The organism is Bradyrhizobium sp. USDA 3311, from assembly GCF_054062495.1.
On the sequence record NZ_JBSSFI010000001.1, the window covers coordinates 8,486,167 to 8,504,828 of the forward strand.

Here is an 18,662-nt window from a genome sequence, read left to right on the forward strand (position 1 = left end):
TCGCGCGGGTTTTACCGCGCATCCTCCAATATCATGTCAGAGGCCTTTTCGGCGATCATGATGATCGGCGCGTTGGTGTTCCCCGACACGAGGTCCGGCATGACCGAGCCGTCGACGACGCGAAGGCCTTCGAGCCCCCTCACCTTCAGCCGCTGGTCCACCACCGCGAGCGCGTCGTTGCCCATACGACAGGTCGAGGTCGGATGGTAGATGGTGCTGCCACGCTCGCGGCAATAATCGAGCAGCTCTCCATCCGTGGATACCTTCGCCCCGGGATCGTATTCGCTGACCACGAACGGCTTCAGCGCCGGCGCATTCAATATCTTGCGCAGGATCTTCAGGGCCTCGACGTTGGTGGTGCGATCGGTCTCGGTAGACATGTAGTTGATGCGGATTTCCGGCGGCACGGTCGGGTCGGCGCTCCGGATCCGCAAGGTCCCGCGGCTTTCGGGGCGGAGCTGGCAGACCGAGGCGGTGAAGCCGGAGAAATCGTGCAGCTTCTCGCCCATCTTGTCGGTCGAGAACGGCAGGAAGTGGACCTGGATGTCGGGCGAGGCGAGCCGCGGGCTGGTCTTGAAGAACGCGCCCGCCGTACCGGCCGCGATCGTCAGCCAGCCCTTCCGGAACAGCGCATAGCGCGCGCCGGCGAGCGTGCGGCGGAGCGGATGATTGACGGTGTCGTTGAGCGTGATCTTCTGCGAGCAGCGCATCACGATGCGGACCTGCATGTGGTCCTGGAGATCGTGGCCGACGCCTTGCGCATCCAGCACCACGTCAATGCCGTGCTTGCGCAGCAGATCGCCGGGGCCGACGCCGGAGAGTTGCAGCAGCTGCGGCGAATTGTAGGCGCCGCTCGATAGCACGATCTCCTTGCGCGCGCGGGCACGGCGCACAGTTGCGCCCTGCCGATACTCGACGCCGACGGCGCGGCGGCCCTCGAACAGCACGCGCTGGCCGAGCGCCTCGGTCTCGATCCTGAGGTTGCCGCGCGTCTTCGCCGGGCCGAGATAGGCGACCGACGTCGAGGCGCGGCGGCCGTTGCGCGTCGTGGTCTGGAACAGGCCGACGCCTTCCTGCGTGGCGCCGTTGAAATCGGGATTGTAGGGCAGACCGGTCTCGACCGCGGCGTCGATGAAGGCCTTCGACAGCGGATCGGTCACGGTCATGTTGGAGACCGGCAGCGGGCCGTCGCTGCCGTGATACTGGTCGGCGCCGCGCGACTGGCTCTCGGCCTTCTTGAAATAGGGCAGCACGTCGTCATAGCCCCAGCCGGTGTTGCCGCGCTGGCGCCAGCGGTCATAGTCCTCGTGCTGGCCGCGAACATAGAGCAGGCCGTTGATCGAGCTCGAGCCGCCCAGCGTCTTACCGCGCGGCTGGAACACCTGGCGCCCCTTCAGCTCGGGCTCCGGCTCGGTCTGGTACATCCAGTTGACGCTCTTCTCCTTGAACAGTTTGCCGTAGCCGAGCGGCACGTGGATCCAGATGTTGGAATCTTTCGGGCCGGCCTCGAGCAGCAGCACGCTGTGCTTGCCGTCCGCAGACAGGCGGTTGGCGAGCACGCAGCCGGCGGAGCCGGCGCCGACGATGATGTAGTCGAATTCGGGATCGATTGGTGCGAGAGAGGAGTTTGCGGTCATGTCTTGCCAGTGTTCTTGTTGGTGTGGGCGTTTCCAGTTTCGTCACTTACCACGATCATGCGCGCAGACGCAGCGCCTCGACCAGCGACTTGAACGCACGGGCATATTCCGCGCCCGCCCTTGCGATATCCGCGCGTCCGGCGCAGGCGACCGCAGCCTCCGTGACCGCACCGAGCAGCAGCCGCGCCAGCGGCTCGACCGGCTGCCGCGCGATCAGGCCGGCCTCCATCGCGGCCGCGATCGCGCGCGGCAGCTTGCCGCCAAAATGCTGCGCGTCGATCTCTCGCCAACGCTCCCAGCCCAGCACGGCCGGGCCGTCGCGCAGGATGATCTGACCGGTCGGGCCCTTGGCGGTCGCTGCAAAGTAATGCTGGGTGCCGGCGACCATCGCGGCGAGCACGTCCTTCTCGGCCCGCGCGGTGCTGTCGATCTCCGCGACGAGGTCGCGCGAGACCAGGTCGAATACGGCCTCGAACACTGCCTCCTTGGTCTTGAAGTGATGGTAGACCGCGCCCTTGGCGACGGAGGCCGCTTGTGCAATCTCGTCCATCGTGGTGGCGGCAAAGCCCTGCGTCCCGAACAGGCGGCGCGCCGCCGCCAGGATCGCCTCCGATGTCGCCGCCCGCCGCTCCGCCTGTTTCGCCATGTCGTCTCGTCTATAGCGCGGTGAGTTGAGATCGAAGCGAGTTCGGCCACGAGCGACGCTCTTTCCGTTCCCTCCCCCCTTGTGGGGGAGGGTCAGTTAGGGGGGTGCCACGCGGGGATTCCATCGATCGCGCATCCGTTCGGTGCATCATCAACAACTGGCACTCTTTGCTGAGCTACCCCTCTCCTAGCCCTCCCCCACAAGGGGGGAACGCATCTTCGTTGAGGCACTGGCTGGGCTTCATCTCATCAATCTCGTGTAATCGAATTCGCTTCACGCAGCCAGTTGACTTTTCGACTACCGGTCGGTATTTACCGACCAACAGTCGGTTTTAATCGAAAGGTGCGCCATGCCGAGCCGTGAGATCGTCGAAGCTTTTGCAAAGCGGCTGGAGGACGGGGACTTCGTCGGCGCGATCGAACAATTCTATGCGCCCGGCGCCGCCACCTATGAAAACAACGCCGCGCCGACTGTCGGCCGGGAAGCACTGGCAGCGAAAGAGCGCGGTGTGCTGGCAGCGACCAAGGAGGTCAAGGCCGCGCGCATCGGGCCGAGCCTGATCGAGGGCGACACTGTCGCGACACGCTGGCGGTTCAGCTTCACCAGTGCTGAAGGGGTCGTCCGAACGTTGGATGAGATCGCGTGGCAGACCTGGCGGGGTGACGAGTTGATCGAAGAACGGTTCTATTACGACCCGAAGCAGCTGGGGCGGTGATCGCGTCTCCCGGACACCGGTGTCATCGCCCGCGAAGGCGGGCGATCCAGTATTCCACCAGCGCCGGTGATTGATCCGATAGGCCGCTGCGTACTGGATGCCCCGCCTTCGCGGGGCATGACAGCAGAATTGGTGGCGAAATGTTCCTCGCGTTACAACCGTAACGCGGGGTGCCGCATTTGTATCGATTTGTTATCGATACTGTCGATTGGAACACGCAGAAGTGGTCGCGGCGACCGTGCCAAGCGGGGATAATTCATAGTTCGTCAAAGGTTTGCAGCGAATTCTCCCGATCGAGCCGGACGAACGGCCCATCCTGCTAGGCTCTGGAATGCGGACTCAACTGACCACCTATTTCGCGCGGCTGTTCGCCGGCGATCTGTCAGCGTTCGGCGGTCCCGCAACCGACGAGGCGCTGGCCGGTCACATCCGCGCAGAACAGATGTCGCTGGTGCTCGGCTATTCGGTCGGCATCATGCTCGCCAATGCCTGCAACGCCGCCGTGCTGGCGATCGCGCTGTGGCAGTCGCCGGACAGGGCGTTCGCCCTGATCTGGGCGGTCACCGTGGCCGGCGCCGCAATCGCGTTCGGTGTGCAATCCCATGCCTCGCGCCGCATCACCAAGCCGCAATTCGTCTCGCGGCGCGCCGTGCACCGGCTGGTGCGCAATGCCTTCGTGCTCGGGGCTGTCTGGGGCATCGTACCGGTCGCCTTCTTCGCCGACGCCGACACCGGCGGAAAACTCGTCATCACCTGCCTGTGCTCCGGGATGCTTGCCGGCGGTGCATTTGCCTTCGCCACGATTCCGATCGCGGCGATCGCATTCACGGCGCCCCTCTTCCTCGGGATCGCCATCTGCCTTGGACGCAGCAACGATGTGGCCTATTTGCTGATCGCCATCCTGGTGGCGGTCTACGGGACCGTGCTGCTCCGCGCCGTGTTCGTCAATTCGTTCTCGTTTGCGCGGCGCGTGATACGGCAGGTCGAGGCCGAGCGCACGGTGCGGCAGGATCCGTTGACGCATCTGCCCAACCGCTTCGCCTTCAACGAGACGCTCGATGCCGCCTTGAAGCGGCTGGCCCTGTCGGGCGAAGAGTTCGCGGTGCTGCTGCTCGACCTCGATCGCTTCAAGGAGGTCAACGACAAGTTCGGCCATCCCGCCGGCGACGAATTCCTGGTCCAGGTCGCAAGCCGCCTACAACGCTGCACCCGCGCAGCCGAGCACGTCGCGCGCATCGGCGGCGACGAGTTCGCGCTGGTGATGGCCAATCTGGCACGGCCCGAAGATGCGCTCGAGATCGCCGAGCGCTTCGTCGCGTCGTTCGCCGAGCCGTTCCCGATCGAAGGCCGCCAGATCGTGGGCGCAACCAGCGTCGGCATCGTGCTGGCGCCACGGGACGGCAACACGGCGCTCGACGTCATGAAGAATGCCGACGCCGCGCTCTACCGCGCCAAGAAGGCGGGACCCGGCACGGTCTGTTTCTTCGAGGACAGCGACGACAGGGTGTCGCGCGACCGCAAGGCGCTGCAATCGGACCTCGAGGGCGCGATCGCCAGGGACGAGCTGTTCCTGGCGTTCCAGCCGTTCCTCGACCTCGCCGAGAACCGGATCACGGGCTTCGAGGCGCTGTTGCGCTGGCAGCATCCCTCGCGCGGACTGGTGCCGCCGAGTGAGTTCATCCCCATCGCCGAGGAGACAGGGCTGATCCACGAGATCGGCGAATGGGTGATCCGGCGTGCCTGCGCCACGCTGGCGGACTGGCCCGAAGAGATCAGGGTCGCGGTGAATTTCTCCGCGGCGCAGTTTCACAACACCGGCATCCTCCAGACCATCGTGCAGGCGCTGGCCGACGCGAAGGTCTCGCCCAGCCGGCTCGAGGTCGAGATCACGGAATCGATGCTGCTGTCGAAATACGGCTCGGCCGCGTCGATCCTGAACGCGCTGCTGCAACTCGGCGTCACCGTGGCGCTGGATGATTTCGGCACCGGGTTCTCGTCACTGACTTACTTGCGCAAGCTGCCGTTCAGCCGCATCAAGATCGACCAGTCCTTCATCAGCGACATGCTGGTGCAGCCCGACTGTGCCGCGATCGTGAAGTCGGTGATTTCGCTCGCACGCGACCTGCGCATCGCCGTGGTCGCCGAGGGCGTCGAGACTGCCGACCAGCTCGAATATCTGCGCCAGATCAGTTGCGACGAAGTCCAAGGCTATCTGATCAGCCGGCCGGTGTCGGCCGATGGCGTGCTCGCGCTGCTCGACACGAAAAAGTTGGTGGCGACCTACGCGGCGTAGAGCATACAGTCGGAAAGTCGCCGGTATCATGGGATTGGTCTGCTTCCATGACCTAAGGCTACCCGCTGTTCTGAGAGTGGTTTCCGAGTGTTTCGGCGCGCTACCTCTAAAGATGACTTGCTGTGTCGGCTCCACTAAGCAACACTTGCCCCCATTTCAGAGTAGTCATTTTTGAGGGGCATCATCATGCCTGAGATATTTGACGTCGTGCTGTGGTGCGCCGCGCTTGCGACATGGCTGATGCTTCTGTTCGCCTTCCTGAGCAAGGCCCTGAAACCGCTCTCAAAGAGCGTCCGCCGCGTGATCGCGGAAGCTTTCAAGCCCAACTTGAAGTGATGTCGGCTACGATGCCCGATCGAAACTGAACCGGCCTGCCCCGGTGACGAAGATCAACATCGCGCCTCCCATGATCGAGATGTTCTTCAGGAAATGGTTGTATTGACCAATCTGCTGCGCGCCCGCGGGATACTCCCAGTAGCGGTGCGCGATAGCCGTTGCCGCCACGACGAACACAAACGTCAGAATTGCGCAGTAGCGCGTGCCGACGCCCAATATCAAACCAACGGATATCAATACTTCCAGTGCGATGTTCGTCATGGTGAACAGCTCAGGTGCTGGAAGGTGCAGGGACCTGAAATAACCCACGGAGCCGCTGAAGTCGGATATTGCTCCGTAGGCGCTTCCGACGAATACCCACGCGAGCAGAACGCGGCCGATCAAAATCAGCGAGTCGGCACTCCCTGTGGCGAACTCATCGACTGCCCGCGAGACCGAATTGGATTTCATGGCAGAACCTCCACCCTTGTTGTCCAAGACCGGCTGAACACTTTGACTGCCGAGAGCAATCCTATCATGATTGGTGGACCGTACGAAGCGCTCTTGCCGGCTCGTTGGCGCGGCAAACGAAGCCCGCTTCGTCACGCAGAGCGGATGCGCAAGCCTTCAGGCCGATCGCGTTTTCCGGGTACGCCTTCCAGCCCGGTCAGATCGCGTCCGCGCGCAGCAACGTGTCCACGGTGATGGTGCCGCGGGCACGGGAGACGCAGGCGCAGATCTTCTGGTTGCTCTGTTTCTGATGGTCGCTGAAGAAGACGTCGCGATGGTCGATCTCGCCATCGACCTCGACCACGTCGATGGCACACAGCCCGCATTCGCCGCGCTTGCAGTCGTACATCACGTCATGCCCGCTGGCATTGAGCACGTCCAGCATCGAGCGCTCGCGGGGAATTTCGAGCTCGATGTCCGTGTCCTTCAAGCGCACGCGAAACGTCTCGGTCGGCAGCGTGCCGCTGGAGCCGAAGGTTTCGTAGCGGAGATCGGGAAGCGGATGGCCGGCGCCGATCCAGGCGTGGCGCGCGGCATCCAGCATCCGCATCGGGCCGCAGAACAGCGCCAGCGCACCTTGCGGCAATGACGCGAACAGCGCGTCGAGATCGAGCCGGCGGCCTTCGTCGCTCGCATGGACCACCAGGCGGTCGCCGAGCATCCCGGCAAGATCGTCGAGATAGGCGGCCTCGCTACGCGAGCGCACGGCATAGTGCAGCGTGACGTTTGCCCCTCGCCGCGCCAGCGCCTGCGCCGCGCCGAGAATCGGGGTGATGCCGATGCCGCCGGCGATCAAGCAATAATTGTCGCGCGCCCAGTCGACCGCGAGCAGCGAGGCGGGCTGCGTGATGTCGAGCCGCGCGCCCGGTGCCAATTGCCACATATAGCGCGAGCCGCCGCGGGAATCCTCGGCGCGGCGCACCGCGATCCGCAAGCCACGCGAGGAGGCCTCGCCGACCAGCGAATAGGACCGCGTCTCCGGCAGGCCGTCGATGGTCACGCTGACATTGATGTGGCTGCCGACCGGATAGGCGGCGCCGTCGAACTGGTCGGGCAGGATCAGGAATTCGCGGATGCCGGGCGCAAGGTCACGCGTCGAGACGAGCGTCGCCGGGGTCCAGGTTTCGATGAAGCGCATGGTGACTAGCCCTGGTCGGTTGCGGTCTTGATCAGCGCGAGCGCCGGCAAGAGGTCGAGATGGGTCCGGTTGCGCAGCGCGAGCCGCAGGTTTCGCACGGCGAGCCGCGCGTGCTCGCGCATGATCGCTTCGGCGCGCGCGCCCTCGCGGTTTTCGATGGCGTCGATGACGACGCGGTGGTGCTCCTGCCCGATGATCAGGATCTGTTGGGCTTCGGGCAATGCGGATTGCGCCATCACAAAACCGCTTGGCGAGGCGAATGGCAGCGCGGAGGCGCGGTCGATCTGCCGGATCAAGGGCGGGCTGCGCGACAATTCCGTCAGCAGCGCGTGGAAGCGCGCGTTCAGCGTGACATAGGACGAGAAGGCGTCGACCGAGATCGGCACCTGGCGCAGCAATTCGTCGATCGCGGCGAGACATTCCTTCAACGGCTCGAGCTCGCGCGCGGAGACGCCGCGCTCGGCGGCAAAGCGCGCGGCGAGTCCTTCTAAGGTGCCGCGCAGCTCGATGGAATCGGAGATGTCGCGCTCGGAGAACGCCTTCACCATGAAGCCGCCGGAGGGGATCGCCTCGAGCAGGCCCTCCTCCTCCAGCCGCACCAGCGCCATGCGCACCGGCGTGCGCGAGGCACCCGTCGTCTCCACCGCCTGAAGCTCGGAGATGCGCTCGCCGGGACGCAAGGACCCCGACAGGATCTGGTCGCGCAGTGCGAGCTGCGCCTTCACGGTCTGCGAGACGGAGCGGTCGACCTCGCGCTCGGCCATATCGCTACTCCGCGGCCTGAAGGTGCTGCGGCGCGTTTTCCTTCGCCACCATCTTGTCGATCAGCTTGCGCGTCCACATCGCGCCGGCGTCGATGTTGAGGTTGTAGAAGACGCGATCCGGGTTCTCGTCCATCGCGCGCTGCTGCGCTTCGAGGATCAGCTCGTCCTCGTGGAAGATGCCGGAGACGCCCTCGCGGATTTCGGTGGTGATGCGCTGCTCGCCGATCTGATAGTTGCGGACGAAGGCCCAGAAATAGTGACAGGTCTTCTCCGTCTCCGGCGTGATGGTGTTGAGCACGAAGCCGTTGACGCCCTGCGAGCGGTCGCCTTCCGGCGCGCCGGTGCCTGTCGGCGCCACGCCGACGTCGATGGCGATGGTGCAGGGCGCCTCGAAGCGGATGATCTGCCAGCGGTCGACGTGGCCGGGCTTGCCGAGCTGCTTGGCCCAGAACGGCGGCGGCTCGATGTTCCGCATCCAGCGCGTCACCGTCACCGTCTTCTCGCCATGGGTGACGTCGAAGGGGGCTTCGGCGACCGCGTCGTTGCCGATCGAGGAGCCGTGCACGAAGGTCTCGTGGGTGAGGTCCATGAGATTGTCGAGCACGAGACGGTAGTCGCAATTGACGCGGATGGTCTTGCCGTCGCCGGCCCAGGCCGGATCGTGATTCCAGTGCATGTCGGGCACGAGCGCGGGATCGGCCAGCGCGGGGTCGCCCATCCAGAGCCAGATGTAGCGATGCCGCTCGACCACGGGATAGGCGCGCACGCAGGCCGAGGGATTGATGGTCTCCTGCGAGGGCATGAAGGTGCAGCGCCCCTGCGCATTGTACTTCAGGCCGTGATAGCCGCAGACGACGGTGTCGCCCTCGAGCCGGCCCTTGGACAGCGGCACCAGGCGATGCCAGCAGGCATCCTCCAGCGCGGCCACCGAGCCGTCGGCCTTGCGGTACATCACCACGTGCTTGCCGCAGATCGTCCGCGGCAAGAGCGCCGGCTTCACCTCGGCGTCCCAGGCGGCGGCGTACCAGGCGTTCATCGGGAAGGGTTTTGTCATCGATCTCACTCCCACGGCTTATGAATACGTTATGTATACAATAAAGGAGGAAAAAGAGCCATTCAAGGCCGAAATAGCCCTACTAAATTACCATTATAGGCTACCCAGTATACATCACTACCGCATATGGCCTGAGAGCTTAGTCACTAGCGCCTCAATAGCATCATGGCCGGGCTTGTCCCGGCCATCCACGCGTTGCCACGCGGTGCGAAGAACGTGGATGCCCGGGACAAGCCCGGGCATGACGATCTATCGTGAGCGCGTGTGATTTTGCTCTGCTCTTAAGGGCAACTACGCCCCGAACACCTTCGCCAGCCCGGCCCGGGCCTCTTCCTGAATCCGCTTCAGGTGCTCGGGGCTGCGAAAACTCTCCGCGTAGATCTTGTAGACGTCCTCGGTCCCCGACGGCCTCGCTGCGAACCAGCCGAAATCGGTCTCGACCTTGATGCCGCCGAACGGCTGGCCGTTGCCGGGCGCCTTGCTCAGCGTGGCGCGGACGGGATCGCCGGCGAGATCCTTCAGGCCGAGCTGCTCGGGCGTGACGGACTTCAAGATGTTCTTCTGCGGTGTGGTCGCCGCGACGTCGATGCGCGCGTAATGCGGCACGCCGAACTCGGCCGTGAGGTCGCCAAACAGCTGACTCGGATCGCGGCCGGTCTTCGCCATGATCTCGGCGGCGAGCAGGCCGAGGATGATGCCGTCCTTGTCGGTCGTCCACACCGTGCCGTCGCGGCGCAGGAACGAGGCCCCTGCACTCTCCTCGCCGCCGAAGCCGAAGCCGCCCGTGAGGAGGCCGTCGACGAACCATTTGAAGCCGACCGGCGTCTCGACCAGCTTGCGGCCGAGCTTCTTGGCGACGCGGTCGATGATCGAGCTCGACACCACGGTCTTGCCGATCGCGGCGTCCTTGCTCCAGTTCGGGCGATGCGCGAACAGATGCGAGATCGCGGTCGCCAGATAATGGTTCGGATTCATCAGGCCGCCGGTGCGCGTCACGATGCCGTGGCGGTCGGCATCGGTGTCGTTGGCGAAGGCAACGTCGAAGCGGTCGCGCATCGCGATCAGGCTCGCCATCGCGTAAGGCGAGGAGCAGTCCATGCGGATCTTGCCGTCCCAGTCGACGGTCATGAAGCGGAAGGTCGGATCGATCGCCTCGTTCACCACCGTGGCCTTGAGGCCGTAGCGCTCGATGATCGGATGCCAGTAATGCACGGCGGCGCCGCCGAGCGGGTCGATGCCGATATTGATGCCGGCAGATTTGACGAGATCGAGATCGACGACGTTGCCGAGATCGGCGACGTAGGGCGTGATGAAGTCGTAGGCGTGGACGGTCGCGGACTTTTTCGCCCTGGCATAGTCCATGCGCGCGACGCCCCTGAGCCCGTCGGCGAGATAGGCATTGGCGCGCTTCTCGACGACGGAGGTCGCATCGGTGTCGGCCGGGCCGCCATGCGGCGGATTGTATTTGTAGCCGCCGTCTTCCGGCGGATTGTGCGAGGGCGTGACGACGACGCCGTCCGCGAGGCCCGACGTGCGGCCCTTGTTGTAGGTGAGGATCGCGTGCGAGATGACAGGCGTCGGCGTGTAGCCGCCGTCCTTGTCGATCATGACGTCGACGCCGTTCGCCGCGAACACCTCGACGGCGCTGACCAGCGCCGGCTCGGCCAGCGCGTGGGTGTCGATGCCGATGAAGAGCGGGCCGGTCAGCCCCTTCTCCTTTCTGTAGTCACAAATTGCCTGCGTGGTCGCGAGGATATGGCCCTCGTTGAAGGTGTTCCTGAACGAGGTGCCACGATGGCCGGAGGTGCCGAACGCCACCCGTTGCGCCGGATCAGCCACGTCCGGCTTGCCGGCGAAATAGGCCGTCACCAGCCGCGGAATATTGGCGAGCGCGCTCGGCGCAACCGGCTTACCCGCCGCGGGATCAACTTCTGCCACTGCAACTCCCCTGTACCCTTCGAACGACGCACTAGAACACCATACCATCGGCCAGCCCGTCGCCAAACCGGCCCGATGCCGCGCTCCGGTCAACGATCAACCGACAACGCCAATCCGCACAGGATGATCCATGGCGATTACGCATGGCGCGCCCTCGTACTTTGGTCCCGGATATCGGTTGATGCAGGACAAAGACGCCGCCGCGCCGCGTAGGGCACGCTGCTTTCCGATTGATGAACGAAGGCGGGGGATTTGCGGGATTAGCCGCCTGATCCCTTGGCTGATTCCTTGGCTGATTCCGTGGGGGAGTAGACTAAGATGACCGGTCGTCTGATCTTCGTGCTCATGCTGGCCTTGGCCACATCGTCTTTGGCCACGTCGTCCGCCTCCGCCGCGGAGGGCGATCCGGCGAGGGGCAAGGCCGTCTTCCAGCGAACCTGTGAGAACTGCCACGCGGCGGTGATCGGGGTGAACAAGGTCGGCCCAAGTCTCTGGAATGTCATCGACCGCAAGCCCGCAATCGTCCCGGACTTCGCCTATTCTGATGCAATGAAGGCCAACAAGCAGGCCTGGACGCCAACAACGCTGGACGCCTATCTCGCCGACCCCCGCGGCGACGTCCACGGCGTCAAGATGTTCTTCAAGGGGCTGCCGAACCCCGCAGACCGGGCCAATGTCATCGCCTATCTTCAGACGTTGAGATGAACGATCGGGGCGGACGCTAGATCCGGGCAACGCCCGTTCGCCGGGTCATGCGGTTCTGTTATGATCCGCGCGGCCACGGAGAATCATCCACGCATGGACCTCGCGCGCTGGCATCTGCCCGTGCTTATCTTGCTCGCCATCGCGGGGGCTGCGGCTCGCGCGAACGCCGCCGAGTTCTACACCGAGGACCTCCGCATCCCGATGACGGAGGCCGGGCCGCAGGGGCTGGAAGCTTTCCTGGTGCGCCCGGCGGGGACGAAGCGCTATCCGCTCGCGCTGCTCAGCCACGGCTCGCCGCGCAATTTCGACGACCGCGCGACCATGTCCGCGCACAAATATTACGGCATCGCGCTGGAATACGCCCGGCGCGGCTTTGCTGCGCTGATCGTGATGCGGCGCGGCTACGGCACCTCGCCCGGTGGACGCGTCGACAGCGTCGGCGGCTGCGCCAACGCGGCCTACCTGCCCGCGGCGGCGGTTGCGGTCGCGGATTTGCGCGCGGCGATCGATGCGATGGCGCGTCGGGCCGACGTCACGACATCGGGCATGATCGCGGCCGGCCATTCCGCCGGCGGGCTCGCCACCGTCGCGCTGACGGCGCAGGCACCGGCCGGTCTCGTCGCCGCGATCAGCTTTGCCGGCGGCCGCGGCTCGCGCGAGGACGACGACGTCTGCAACGAGGGTGGGCTGGTGCAGGCCTTCGCCACCTTCGGCAAGACGTCCCGCGTGCCGATGCTGTGGGTTTACGCGACCAACGACCTGTTCTTCGGGCCCGATCTCGCCCACCGGCTCTATGACGGGTTTCGCGGCGGCGGCGGCAACGTGAAATTCGTCGCGGCGGCGCCTTACGGCGACGATGGCCATTATCTCTATTCCGTGGTCGGCCGTCCGCAATGGACGCCGTATATGGACGCCTTCCTGCGCGAGCGCGGGCTCGGCCACGACGTCCTCAGTCCGCCCGATCCGCTGCCGCCGCCGAGCCAGCTCAACGAGGCCGCGCGCGCCGAGTTCGCGCGCTATCTCGCCAGCACCGTGCCGCACAAGGCTTTTGCGGTGTCGCCCAACGGCGGTTACGGCTGGCGTTCGGGGCGCGCGACGGCCGACGATGCCCAGCGCGATTCGCTGAGCGCCTGCATGAAATGGTCGCCCACCTGCGCGCTCTACGCGGTCGATGACCGGCTGGTCGGGGCCGCGCAAAGGACAATAACGGACCAGAGCGCCCGCGCGCGGTAGGCGCGAGGGCGATCAGGTCTTTCGACGGATGAGGCTAGAGCCGTTCGCTGAGCGCGAGCTTGTAGCCGACGCCGGTGACGGTCGCGATCACGGGCGTGCCGCTGCCGACGAGCTTGCGGCGCAGCCGCGCCACCAGCGCATCGACCGTGCGGATGTCGACCTCGGCCTGGCGGTTGCTGACGACCTCGATCAGATAGTCGCGGCTGAGCGGCCTGCCGTCGGCGCCGACAAGCGCCGCCAGCAGGTCGAACTCGGCCCGCGTCAGCGACACCGGCTTGCCGTCGTTGCCGAGCAGCTCGCGCCGCGTCAGATCGATGATCCAGTCGCCGAAGGCGATCGAATTGTGGTTGCGCGCCGCCTTGCGGTCGATCGAGCGCCGCCGCAGCACGCTGCGGGCGCGCGCGAGCAGGTCGCGCAGATTGATCGGCTTGGTGACGTAGTGGTCGCCCGCGATCTCGAGGCCGAGGATGCGATCGACGTCGGTGTCGCGGCGGGTCACGAAGATGATGCCCGCGTTGCTGGTCGCCTGGATTTCCTTGGCGAGCTCGAAGCCGTCGCCGTCGGGCAACTGCACGTCGAGGAAGATGAGGTCGGCGCGCCCGCGCAGCGCCTGGCGGCACTCCGCGCAGGAGCCGGCGCCGACCACGTCGAAATTGTTCTCGCCGAAGTAGCCGACCAGCATCGTCCGCGTCACCGGATCGTCTTCGACGACGATCAGCCGCTCGCGGCCTGCGGGACGCACGTCCTGACGTGCGGGATCAGCCACGATGGTGGATGTCCTGTGTGCTTGCGGCCCAGCCTGAAAGTTCAAGTCGTCGCGCAACGCGCTGTCCTGTGAACGAACATTCACAACTGGTTCGAGCCCCCGAAATTGCCTGCTGGAATACTAGGCGTGTTGTGTTGCCTAAACAATATTGGTCACAGTCTCGACGTATAAAGTATGAATTGGCCCACAATTCTCATCCCGCGCATCATCGCGCAGGCACGGCTCGCGCGAGCGCCGGGAGCCGGCCCAAGACGGCCGACCGCGCACATCGGGACCCGGATTCAACCACCGGCTTATGCAAAGAAGCCCGTCACTTCGGAGAAACGGCAGCGCCTCCGACGCCCGATGCGGCTTGCCCCGCCGCGGACTTCAAATCTAATGTGAGTCCCCGGGGGATCTGGACGCTGGAGTAGGCGCCATGGAAGTCATACTGCTCGGCACCGGCGGCCCGCGCCCGGACCCGCGCCGCATGGCGACGACCACGCTGATCAGGCTCGGCGAAGAGAACATCCTGTTCGATGCGGGCCGCGGCGTCATGGTGCAGCTCAGCAAGGCCGGCGTGCCGCTTGGCGCCATCAACACGGTCTTTCTCACCCATCACCATTTCGACCATATCGGCGACCTCTACGATGTGATGCTGAATTCATGGATGCACGGGCGCAAGGACGCGCTGCGCATCTATGGGCCGCCGGATACCGAACGGCTGGTCAACACGCTGGTCACACAGGTCTACGACAAGGACATCACCTGGCGGGATCGGGGCGAGCCGACCTTCGGCGGCTGGAAGCCGGTCATCGCAACCGACATCATTCCGGGCCCGGTTCTCGACACCGGGCGCTGGAAGATCAGCGCCGAGCTCGTCTCGCATGGCGATGGCCTCGACATGCCGCCGGCCTTCCTCGCGCGCTGGATGTGTCTCGGCTACCGCTTCGAGGCGGAGGGCAAGGTCATCGCGATATCCGGCGACACGGTCCCCTGCCCCGGTCTGGAACGACTGGCTGAGGGAGCCGACCTGCTGGTGCAGTGCTGCTTTCTCGCGACGCCGGAGATCAACAACGAGCACCTCCGCCGGCTTGCGAAATTCACGATCGCCTGCGGCGACACGGTCGGCAAGGTCGCGGCCAAGGCCGGCGTGAAGAAGCTCGCGCTGACCCATCACCGGCCGCGCACCGACGATTCCATGCTGAACGCGCTGCTCGCGGATGTCCGGCAGGACTATTCGGGTCCCGTCGTGCTCGGCGAGGACCTCACGCGGATCGAGGTCTGAAGGCCACCGATCTCAGGACGATGCGACCTCGATCCGGAACGACAAGCGCTCTTCGGCGCCGGCTGCGATATGCATCAGGCCGGGCTTGTCACTGAACGCGCCGTCGAAGCCGGCCGGGCTGGCATAGCCGCGCCATGGCTCGATGCAGAGGAACGGCGCGCCCGATGGTTTCGACCAGACGCCAAGCTCGCGAAAGCCGCGCCAGGACATCTTTAGCCAGGGCCCGCTGGATGCACTCGGCCCGGCCGCATAAAGCACCGAATTGCTGTCGATGCGATCGAAGATGATGGCGTCATCGACGAACAGGGATTCGGACAAGGGGAGCACGGTGCCGCTGACGGGACTTGGCTCCGTTGCCGCGCGCAGCAAGCCGCCGTCGAGACGGCGGACGGGCGACGACTCGGCGTTCGCGAAGGTCAGCGCATAGTCTTCCTTGGACACGCCGGGCTCAAGCGGCCAGTTGAATGCGGGATGGCCACCGAGCGAAGCCGGCAATGTTTCCTTGCCGGTGTTGGCGATCGTGAGCGAGAGATCGAGACCGGCGTCGTCGATCGCATAGGTGGCCGTCAGGCGGAACGCGAACGGGTAAAGCGCGCGCGTCGTCTCGCTGTCTTCGAGCACGAGCACACAGCGGCTCTCGCCGCGCTCCGCCCACGTGAAGCGGCTGTCGCGCGCAAAGCCGTGCTGGGTCATCCGGTATGTCTTGCCCCGGTGCCGCAGCTCGTCGTTGGCGAGACGCCCGACGATGGGAAACAACAGCGGCGCGTGGCGCGGCCAGGCCGGTGCGGCCTGCCAGACGAATTCGAGGCCGGCATCGCTCTTCAGCGAGCACATTTCGGCGCCGTGCGCCTTGATGGTCGCGGTCAGCCCGCCGCTGCGGATCGAGTGCGTGTCGTCGGTCATGACAATCTCCATAGCGGCAGCGAGGCCGACGGGCCGGGCGCGACCGCTTCGTGTGACCGATCATATCGCATCGAAGACGATTTCGCCCGCCTCGGGACGAGGCGGGCGAAAGGTCGCGAAGCTCAGTGCCCCGCGGCTCGTGTACTAGGCCTGAGACGACGGACGGCCGACGCTCTCGTAGGTGAAGCCGGCGGCGTGCATGTCTTCGGGGCTGTAGATGTTGCGGAGGTCGACGACGACGGGCTGCGCCATGACACTCTTCAGCCGGTCGAGATCGAGGCCGCGGAACTGCACCCATTCGGTGACGACAACCAGCGCATCGGCGCCTTGCGCACAGGAATAGGCGTCCTCGCAATAGGTGATGCTGGGCAGCTCACCCTTGGCCTGCTCCATGCCGACGGGATCGAAGGCCTTCACCTTGGCGCCCATGTCGATCAGGCCGGTCACCAGCGGGATCGACGGCGCATCGCGCATGTCGTCGGTGTCGGGCTTGAAGGTGAGGCCGAGCACGGCGATGGTCTTGCCGCGCAGCGAGCCGCCGAGCGCCTGGCTGACCTTGCGCGCCATCGCGCGCTTGCGGTTCTCGTTGACGGCCAGCACGGATTCGACGATGCGCAAGGACACGTCGTAGTCCTGCGCGATCTTGATCAGCGCCTTGGTGTCCTTCGGGAAGCACGAGCCGCCGAAGCCGGGACCTGCATGCAGGAACTTGGTGCCGATGCGGTTGTCGAGGCCAATGCCGCGCGCGACCTCCTGCACGTTGGCCCCGACCTTTTCGGAAAGGTCCGCGATCTCGTTGATGAAGGTGATCTTGGTCGCGAGGAACGCGTTGGCAGCGTATTTGATCATCTCGGCGGTGCGGCGCGCCGTGAACATCAGCGGCGCCTGGTTCAGCGACAGCGGGCGATAGATGTCGCCCATCACCTTGCGGCCACGCTCGTCGGAGGTGCCGACCACGACGCGGTCCGGGAACTTGAAGTCGCGGATCGCCGCGCCCTCGCGCAGGAATTCGGGGTTGGAGGCGACGACGACGTCGGCGTTGGGATTGGTTTCGCGGATGATGCGCTCGACCTCGTCGCCGGTGCCGACCGGCACGGTCGACTTGGTCACGACGACGGTGAAGCCCGACAGCGACTGCGCGATCTCTTTCGCGGCGGCGTAGACGTAGGACAGATCGGCGTGCCCGTCACCGCGGCGCGACGGCGTGCCGACCGCGATGAAGACGGCATCGGCGTCCGCGACCGGCTTCGACAGGTCGGTGGTGAAGTCGAGCCGCTTGGCCTTGACGTTGGTCGCGACCAGCTCGTCGAGCCCGGGCTCGTAGATCGGGATCTCGCCGCGATGGAGCGCCGCGATCTTCTTCTCGTCCTTGTCGACGCAGGTGACGTCGTGACCGAAATCCGCAAAGCAGGCCCCGGACACCAGTCCCACATAGCCCGCTCCGATCATCGCGATTCGCATGAAAGACTCTTTCCGTTGAAGACGGATGCTCCACTGAACACCCTAGACCAATTCTCTATCCGACCGCACGCCCAACATTAGGGCAGCCTGCATCACCTGTCGAACAAACCTTCACCGCCTTGCGCGGGGGCAACGGCGGACATTTCCCAAAACGCGCCGCATGCACGCAATGCAGTCGACATATGCGACCGGTGCGCTGCACTTAACCATCGGTCCGCATGCGGAACACGGTGTGGGCGCGATCGCGGGGTTACACGCCGTGGTACTTTCGATACCACTCGACGAAGCGGCCGAGACCCTCCGCAAGCGGCGTCGAAGGCGCGAATCCGACGTCGCGCTGGAGCGCGGAAATGTCGGCGCGCGTCTCCAGGACGTCGCCGGCCTGCATCGGCAGCAGCTTGCGGATCGCGGGCTTGCCGATGATCTTCTCCAGTGTCTCGACGAACTCGATCAGATTGACCGACCTGTTGTTGCCGATGTTGTAGACGCGATACGGCGCATAGCTCGTCGAGTTTTCCGGCGCTTCCGCGTTCCACGCGGGATTCGGCGTCGCGCGCCGGTCGAGGGTGCGGATGACGCCCTCGACGATGTCGTCGACATAGGTGAAGTCGCGCCACATGTCGCCATTATTGAAAATCTTGATCGGCTCATTGGCGAAGATCGCGCGCGTGAACAGCCAGGCGGCCATGTCGGGCCGGCCCCACGGACCGTAGACGGTGAAGAAGCGCAGACCGGTCACCGGCAGCTTGTGAACATGGGCGTAGGTGTGCGCCATCAATTCGTTGGCCTTCTTGCTCGCGGCGTAAAGGCTGACCGGATGGTTCACCGAATGCTCGGTCGAATACGGCAAGGTGCGGTTGGCGCCGTAGACGGAGCTCGACGAGGCGTAGACGAGATGCGCCACACCATGGCGCCGGCCGGCTTCGAGCACGGTGACGAAGCCGTCGCAATTGGCGCGGATGCTGGTGATGGGATCGTCGATCGACGCACGCACGCCTGGCTGCGCCGCCAGATGCACGACCCGATCGGGCGAGACCTCGTCGAAAACGCGCGTCACCGCGGCGAAGTCCGCAAGATCGATCTCGTGGAAGCTGAACCCGGGACGGTGCTCGAGCGTTGCAAGGCGTGCACGTTTCAGCGCGGGATCATAATACGGAGTGAGCGCATCGATGCCAACGACCTGCTCGCCACGCGCCAACAGCCGTTCACAAACGTGCATTCCGATAAAGCCGGCAGCACCGGTAACGATCACTGGCCGCAAATTTGTCACCTCGTTGATTCCGCGAATGCAATGCCAGACCAGGACATGAGAGGCAA

17 protein-coding genes are annotated in these 18,662 nt (G+C 65.1%); 6 read left to right on the top strand and 11 right to left on the bottom strand.

The window, feature by feature from the left end; all coding sequences use genetic code 11:
* Positions 1-11 precede the first annotated feature (11 nt).
* Positions 12-1,637: a GMC family oxidoreductase gene (locus tag ACVWW6_RS40375; RefSeq protein WP_028175085.1), complete on the bottom strand. Its 1,626-nt coding sequence runs from the start codon at positions 1,635-1,637 to the stop codon at positions 12-14.
* Positions 1,638-1,692: 55 nt separating this feature from the next.
* Positions 1,693-2,283 carry a TetR/AcrR family transcriptional regulator gene (locus ACVWW6_RS40380; protein WP_161536138.1) on the bottom strand — a complete coding sequence of 197 codons (591 nt, stop codon included), beginning with the start codon at positions 2,281-2,283 and terminating at the stop codon, positions 1,693-1,695.
* A gap of 349 nt (positions 2,284-2,632) precedes the next feature.
* On the opposite strand from ACVWW6_RS40380, the gene ACVWW6_RS40385 reads away from it, so the two are divergent.
* The 3 genes from ACVWW6_RS40385 to ACVWW6_RS40395 all read left to right on the top strand — a co-directional run bounded on the left by ACVWW6_RS40385 (position 2,633) and on the right by ACVWW6_RS40395 (position 5,627).
* Complete coding sequence (locus ACVWW6_RS40385) at positions 2,633-2,998, top strand: nuclear transport factor 2 family protein (RefSeq protein ID WP_456682726.1); 366 nt, start codon at positions 2,633-2,635, stop codon at positions 2,996-2,998.
* 331 nt (positions 2,999-3,329) lie between these two features.
* The gene (locus ACVWW6_RS40390; protein WP_161536140.1) at positions 3,330-5,291 is read left to right on the top strand and encodes a putative bifunctional diguanylate cyclase/phosphodiesterase; all 1,962 of its coding nucleotides are present in this window, start codon (positions 3,330-3,332) and stop codon (positions 5,289-5,291) included.
* A 186-nt stretch (positions 5,292-5,477) separates the two neighbouring features.
* Positions 5,478-5,627 carry a hypothetical protein gene (locus tag ACVWW6_RS40395; protein WP_166466020.1) on the top strand — a complete coding sequence of 50 codons (150 nt, stop codon included), beginning with the start codon at positions 5,478-5,480 and terminating at the stop codon, positions 5,625-5,627.
* A 6-nt stretch (positions 5,628-5,633) separates the two neighbouring features.
* On the opposite strand, the gene ACVWW6_RS40400 is transcribed toward ACVWW6_RS40395, so the two are convergent.
* From ACVWW6_RS40400 to pgm, 5 genes are all read right to left on the bottom strand, one after another.
* Positions 5,634-6,077 carry a DoxX family protein gene (locus tag ACVWW6_RS40400; RefSeq protein ID WP_038967373.1) on the bottom strand — a complete coding sequence of 148 codons (444 nt, stop codon included), beginning with the start codon at positions 6,075-6,077 and terminating at the stop codon, positions 5,634-5,636.
* A 196-nt stretch (positions 6,078-6,273) separates the two neighbouring features.
* Positions 6,274-7,254 carry a PDR/VanB family oxidoreductase gene (locus ACVWW6_RS40405; RefSeq protein WP_456682727.1) on the bottom strand — a complete coding sequence of 327 codons (981 nt, stop codon included), beginning with the start codon at positions 7,252-7,254 and terminating at the stop codon, positions 6,274-6,276.
* 5 nt (positions 7,255-7,259) lie between these two features.
* Complete coding sequence (locus tag ACVWW6_RS40410; protein ID WP_060910794.1) at positions 7,260-8,018, bottom strand: GntR family transcriptional regulator; 759 nt, start codon at positions 8,016-8,018, stop codon at positions 7,260-7,262.
* Between the two features lie 4 nt (positions 8,019-8,022).
* Entirely contained in the window at positions 8,023-9,072 is a 1,050-nt protein-coding gene (locus tag ACVWW6_RS40415) for an aromatic ring-hydroxylating dioxygenase subunit alpha (RefSeq protein ID WP_456682728.1), read from the bottom strand.
* Positions 9,073-9,363: 291 nt separating this feature from the next.
* The gene (pgm, locus tag ACVWW6_RS40420; RefSeq protein WP_456682729.1) at positions 9,364-11,010 is read right to left on the bottom strand and encodes a phosphoglucomutase (alpha-D-glucose-1,6-bisphosphate-dependent); all 1,647 of its coding nucleotides are present in this window, start codon (positions 11,008-11,010) and stop codon (positions 9,364-9,366) included.
* Between the two features lie 318 nt (positions 11,011-11,328).
* On the opposite strand from pgm, the gene ACVWW6_RS40425 reads away from it, so the two are divergent.
* Both ACVWW6_RS40425 and ACVWW6_RS40430 read left to right on the top strand, forming a co-directional pair.
* Positions 11,329-11,715, top strand: a complete 387-nt coding sequence (locus tag ACVWW6_RS40425) for a c-type cytochrome (protein WP_011085175.1) — start codon at positions 11,329-11,331, stop codon at positions 11,713-11,715.
* Between the two features lie 93 nt (positions 11,716-11,808).
* Positions 11,809-12,948, top strand: a complete 1,140-nt coding sequence (locus ACVWW6_RS40430; RefSeq protein WP_456682730.1) for an alpha/beta hydrolase family protein — start codon at positions 11,809-11,811, stop codon at positions 12,946-12,948.
* Between the two features lie 34 nt (positions 12,949-12,982).
* Here ACVWW6_RS40430 and ACVWW6_RS40435 read toward each other — a convergent pair whose 3' ends face one another.
* Positions 12,983-13,798 carry a response regulator transcription factor gene (locus tag ACVWW6_RS40435; protein WP_011085173.1) on the bottom strand — a complete coding sequence of 272 codons (816 nt, stop codon included), beginning with the start codon at positions 13,796-13,798 and terminating at the stop codon, positions 12,983-12,985.
* Between the two features lie 334 nt (positions 13,799-14,132).
* Between ACVWW6_RS40435 and ACVWW6_RS40440 the strand changes: the two genes are divergently transcribed.
* Positions 14,133-14,981 carry an MBL fold metallo-hydrolase gene (locus tag ACVWW6_RS40440; protein ID WP_011085172.1) on the top strand — a complete coding sequence of 283 codons (849 nt, stop codon included), beginning with the start codon at positions 14,133-14,135 and terminating at the stop codon, positions 14,979-14,981.
* 12 nt (positions 14,982-14,993) lie between these two features.
* Here ACVWW6_RS40440 and ACVWW6_RS40445 read toward each other — a convergent pair whose 3' ends face one another.
* The 3 genes from ACVWW6_RS40445 to ACVWW6_RS40455 all read right to left on the bottom strand — a co-directional run bounded on the left by ACVWW6_RS40445 (position 14,994) and on the right by ACVWW6_RS40455 (position 18,606).
* Positions 14,994-15,884 carry an aldose 1-epimerase family protein gene (locus ACVWW6_RS40445; RefSeq protein ID WP_028175095.1) on the bottom strand — a complete coding sequence of 297 codons (891 nt, stop codon included), beginning with the start codon at positions 15,882-15,884 and terminating at the stop codon, positions 14,994-14,996.
* A gap of 144 nt (positions 15,885-16,028) precedes the next feature.
* Positions 16,029-17,345 carry a UDP-glucose dehydrogenase family protein gene (locus tag ACVWW6_RS40450; RefSeq protein WP_456682731.1) on the bottom strand — a complete coding sequence of 439 codons (1,317 nt, stop codon included), beginning with the start codon at positions 17,343-17,345 and terminating at the stop codon, positions 16,029-16,031.
* 250 nt (positions 17,346-17,595) lie between these two features.
* Positions 17,596-18,606, bottom strand: coding sequence for an NAD-dependent epimerase (locus ACVWW6_RS40455; protein ID WP_456683234.1), 1,011 nt, complete (start codon positions 18,604-18,606; stop codon positions 17,596-17,598).
* Positions 18,607-18,662 lie beyond the last annotated feature (56 nt).

Excerpts from the sequence above, each read along its gene's own strand:
- ACVWW6_RS40375 (WP_028175085.1), bottom strand. The coding sequence starts at position 1,637 with ATGACCGCAAACTCCTCTCTCGCACCAATCGATCCCGAATTCGACTAC.
- ACVWW6_RS40380 (WP_161536138.1), bottom strand. The coding sequence starts at position 2,283 with ATGGCGAAACAGGCGGAGCGGCGGGCGGCGACATCGGAGGCGATCCTG.
- ACVWW6_RS40385 (WP_456682726.1), top strand. The coding sequence starts at position 2,633 with ATGCCGAGCCGTGAGATCGTCGAAGCTTTTGCAAAGCGGCTGGAGGAC.
- ACVWW6_RS40390 (WP_161536140.1), top strand. The coding sequence starts at position 3,330 with ATGCGGACTCAACTGACCACCTATTTCGCGCGGCTGTTCGCCGGCGAT.
- ACVWW6_RS40395 (WP_166466020.1), top strand. The coding sequence starts at position 5,478 with ATGCCTGAGATATTTGACGTCGTGCTGTGGTGCGCCGCGCTTGCGACA.
- ACVWW6_RS40400 (WP_038967373.1), bottom strand. The coding sequence starts at position 6,077 with ATGAAATCCAATTCGGTCTCGCGGGCAGTCGATGAGTTCGCCACAGGG.
- ACVWW6_RS40405 (WP_456682727.1), bottom strand. The coding sequence starts at position 7,254 with ATGCGCTTCATCGAAACCTGGACCCCGGCGACGCTCGTCTCGACGCGT.
- ACVWW6_RS40410 (WP_060910794.1), bottom strand. The coding sequence starts at position 8,018 with ATGGCCGAGCGCGAGGTCGACCGCTCCGTCTCGCAGACCGTGAAGGCG.
- ACVWW6_RS40415 (WP_456682728.1), bottom strand. The coding sequence starts at position 9,072 with ATGACAAAACCCTTCCCGATGAACGCCTGGTACGCCGCCGCCTGGGAC.
- ACVWW6_RS40425 (WP_011085175.1), top strand. The coding sequence starts at position 11,329 with ATGACCGGTCGTCTGATCTTCGTGCTCATGCTGGCCTTGGCCACATCG.
- ACVWW6_RS40430 (WP_456682730.1), top strand. The coding sequence starts at position 11,809 with ATGGACCTCGCGCGCTGGCATCTGCCCGTGCTTATCTTGCTCGCCATC.
- ACVWW6_RS40440 (WP_011085172.1), top strand. The coding sequence starts at position 14,133 with ATGGAAGTCATACTGCTCGGCACCGGCGGCCCGCGCCCGGACCCGCGC.
- ACVWW6_RS40445 (WP_028175095.1), bottom strand. The coding sequence starts at position 15,884 with ATGACCGACGACACGCACTCGATCCGCAGCGGCGGGCTGACCGCGACC.
- ACVWW6_RS40450 (WP_456682731.1), bottom strand. The coding sequence starts at position 17,345 with ATGCGAATCGCGATGATCGGAGCGGGCTATGTGGGACTGGTGTCCGGG.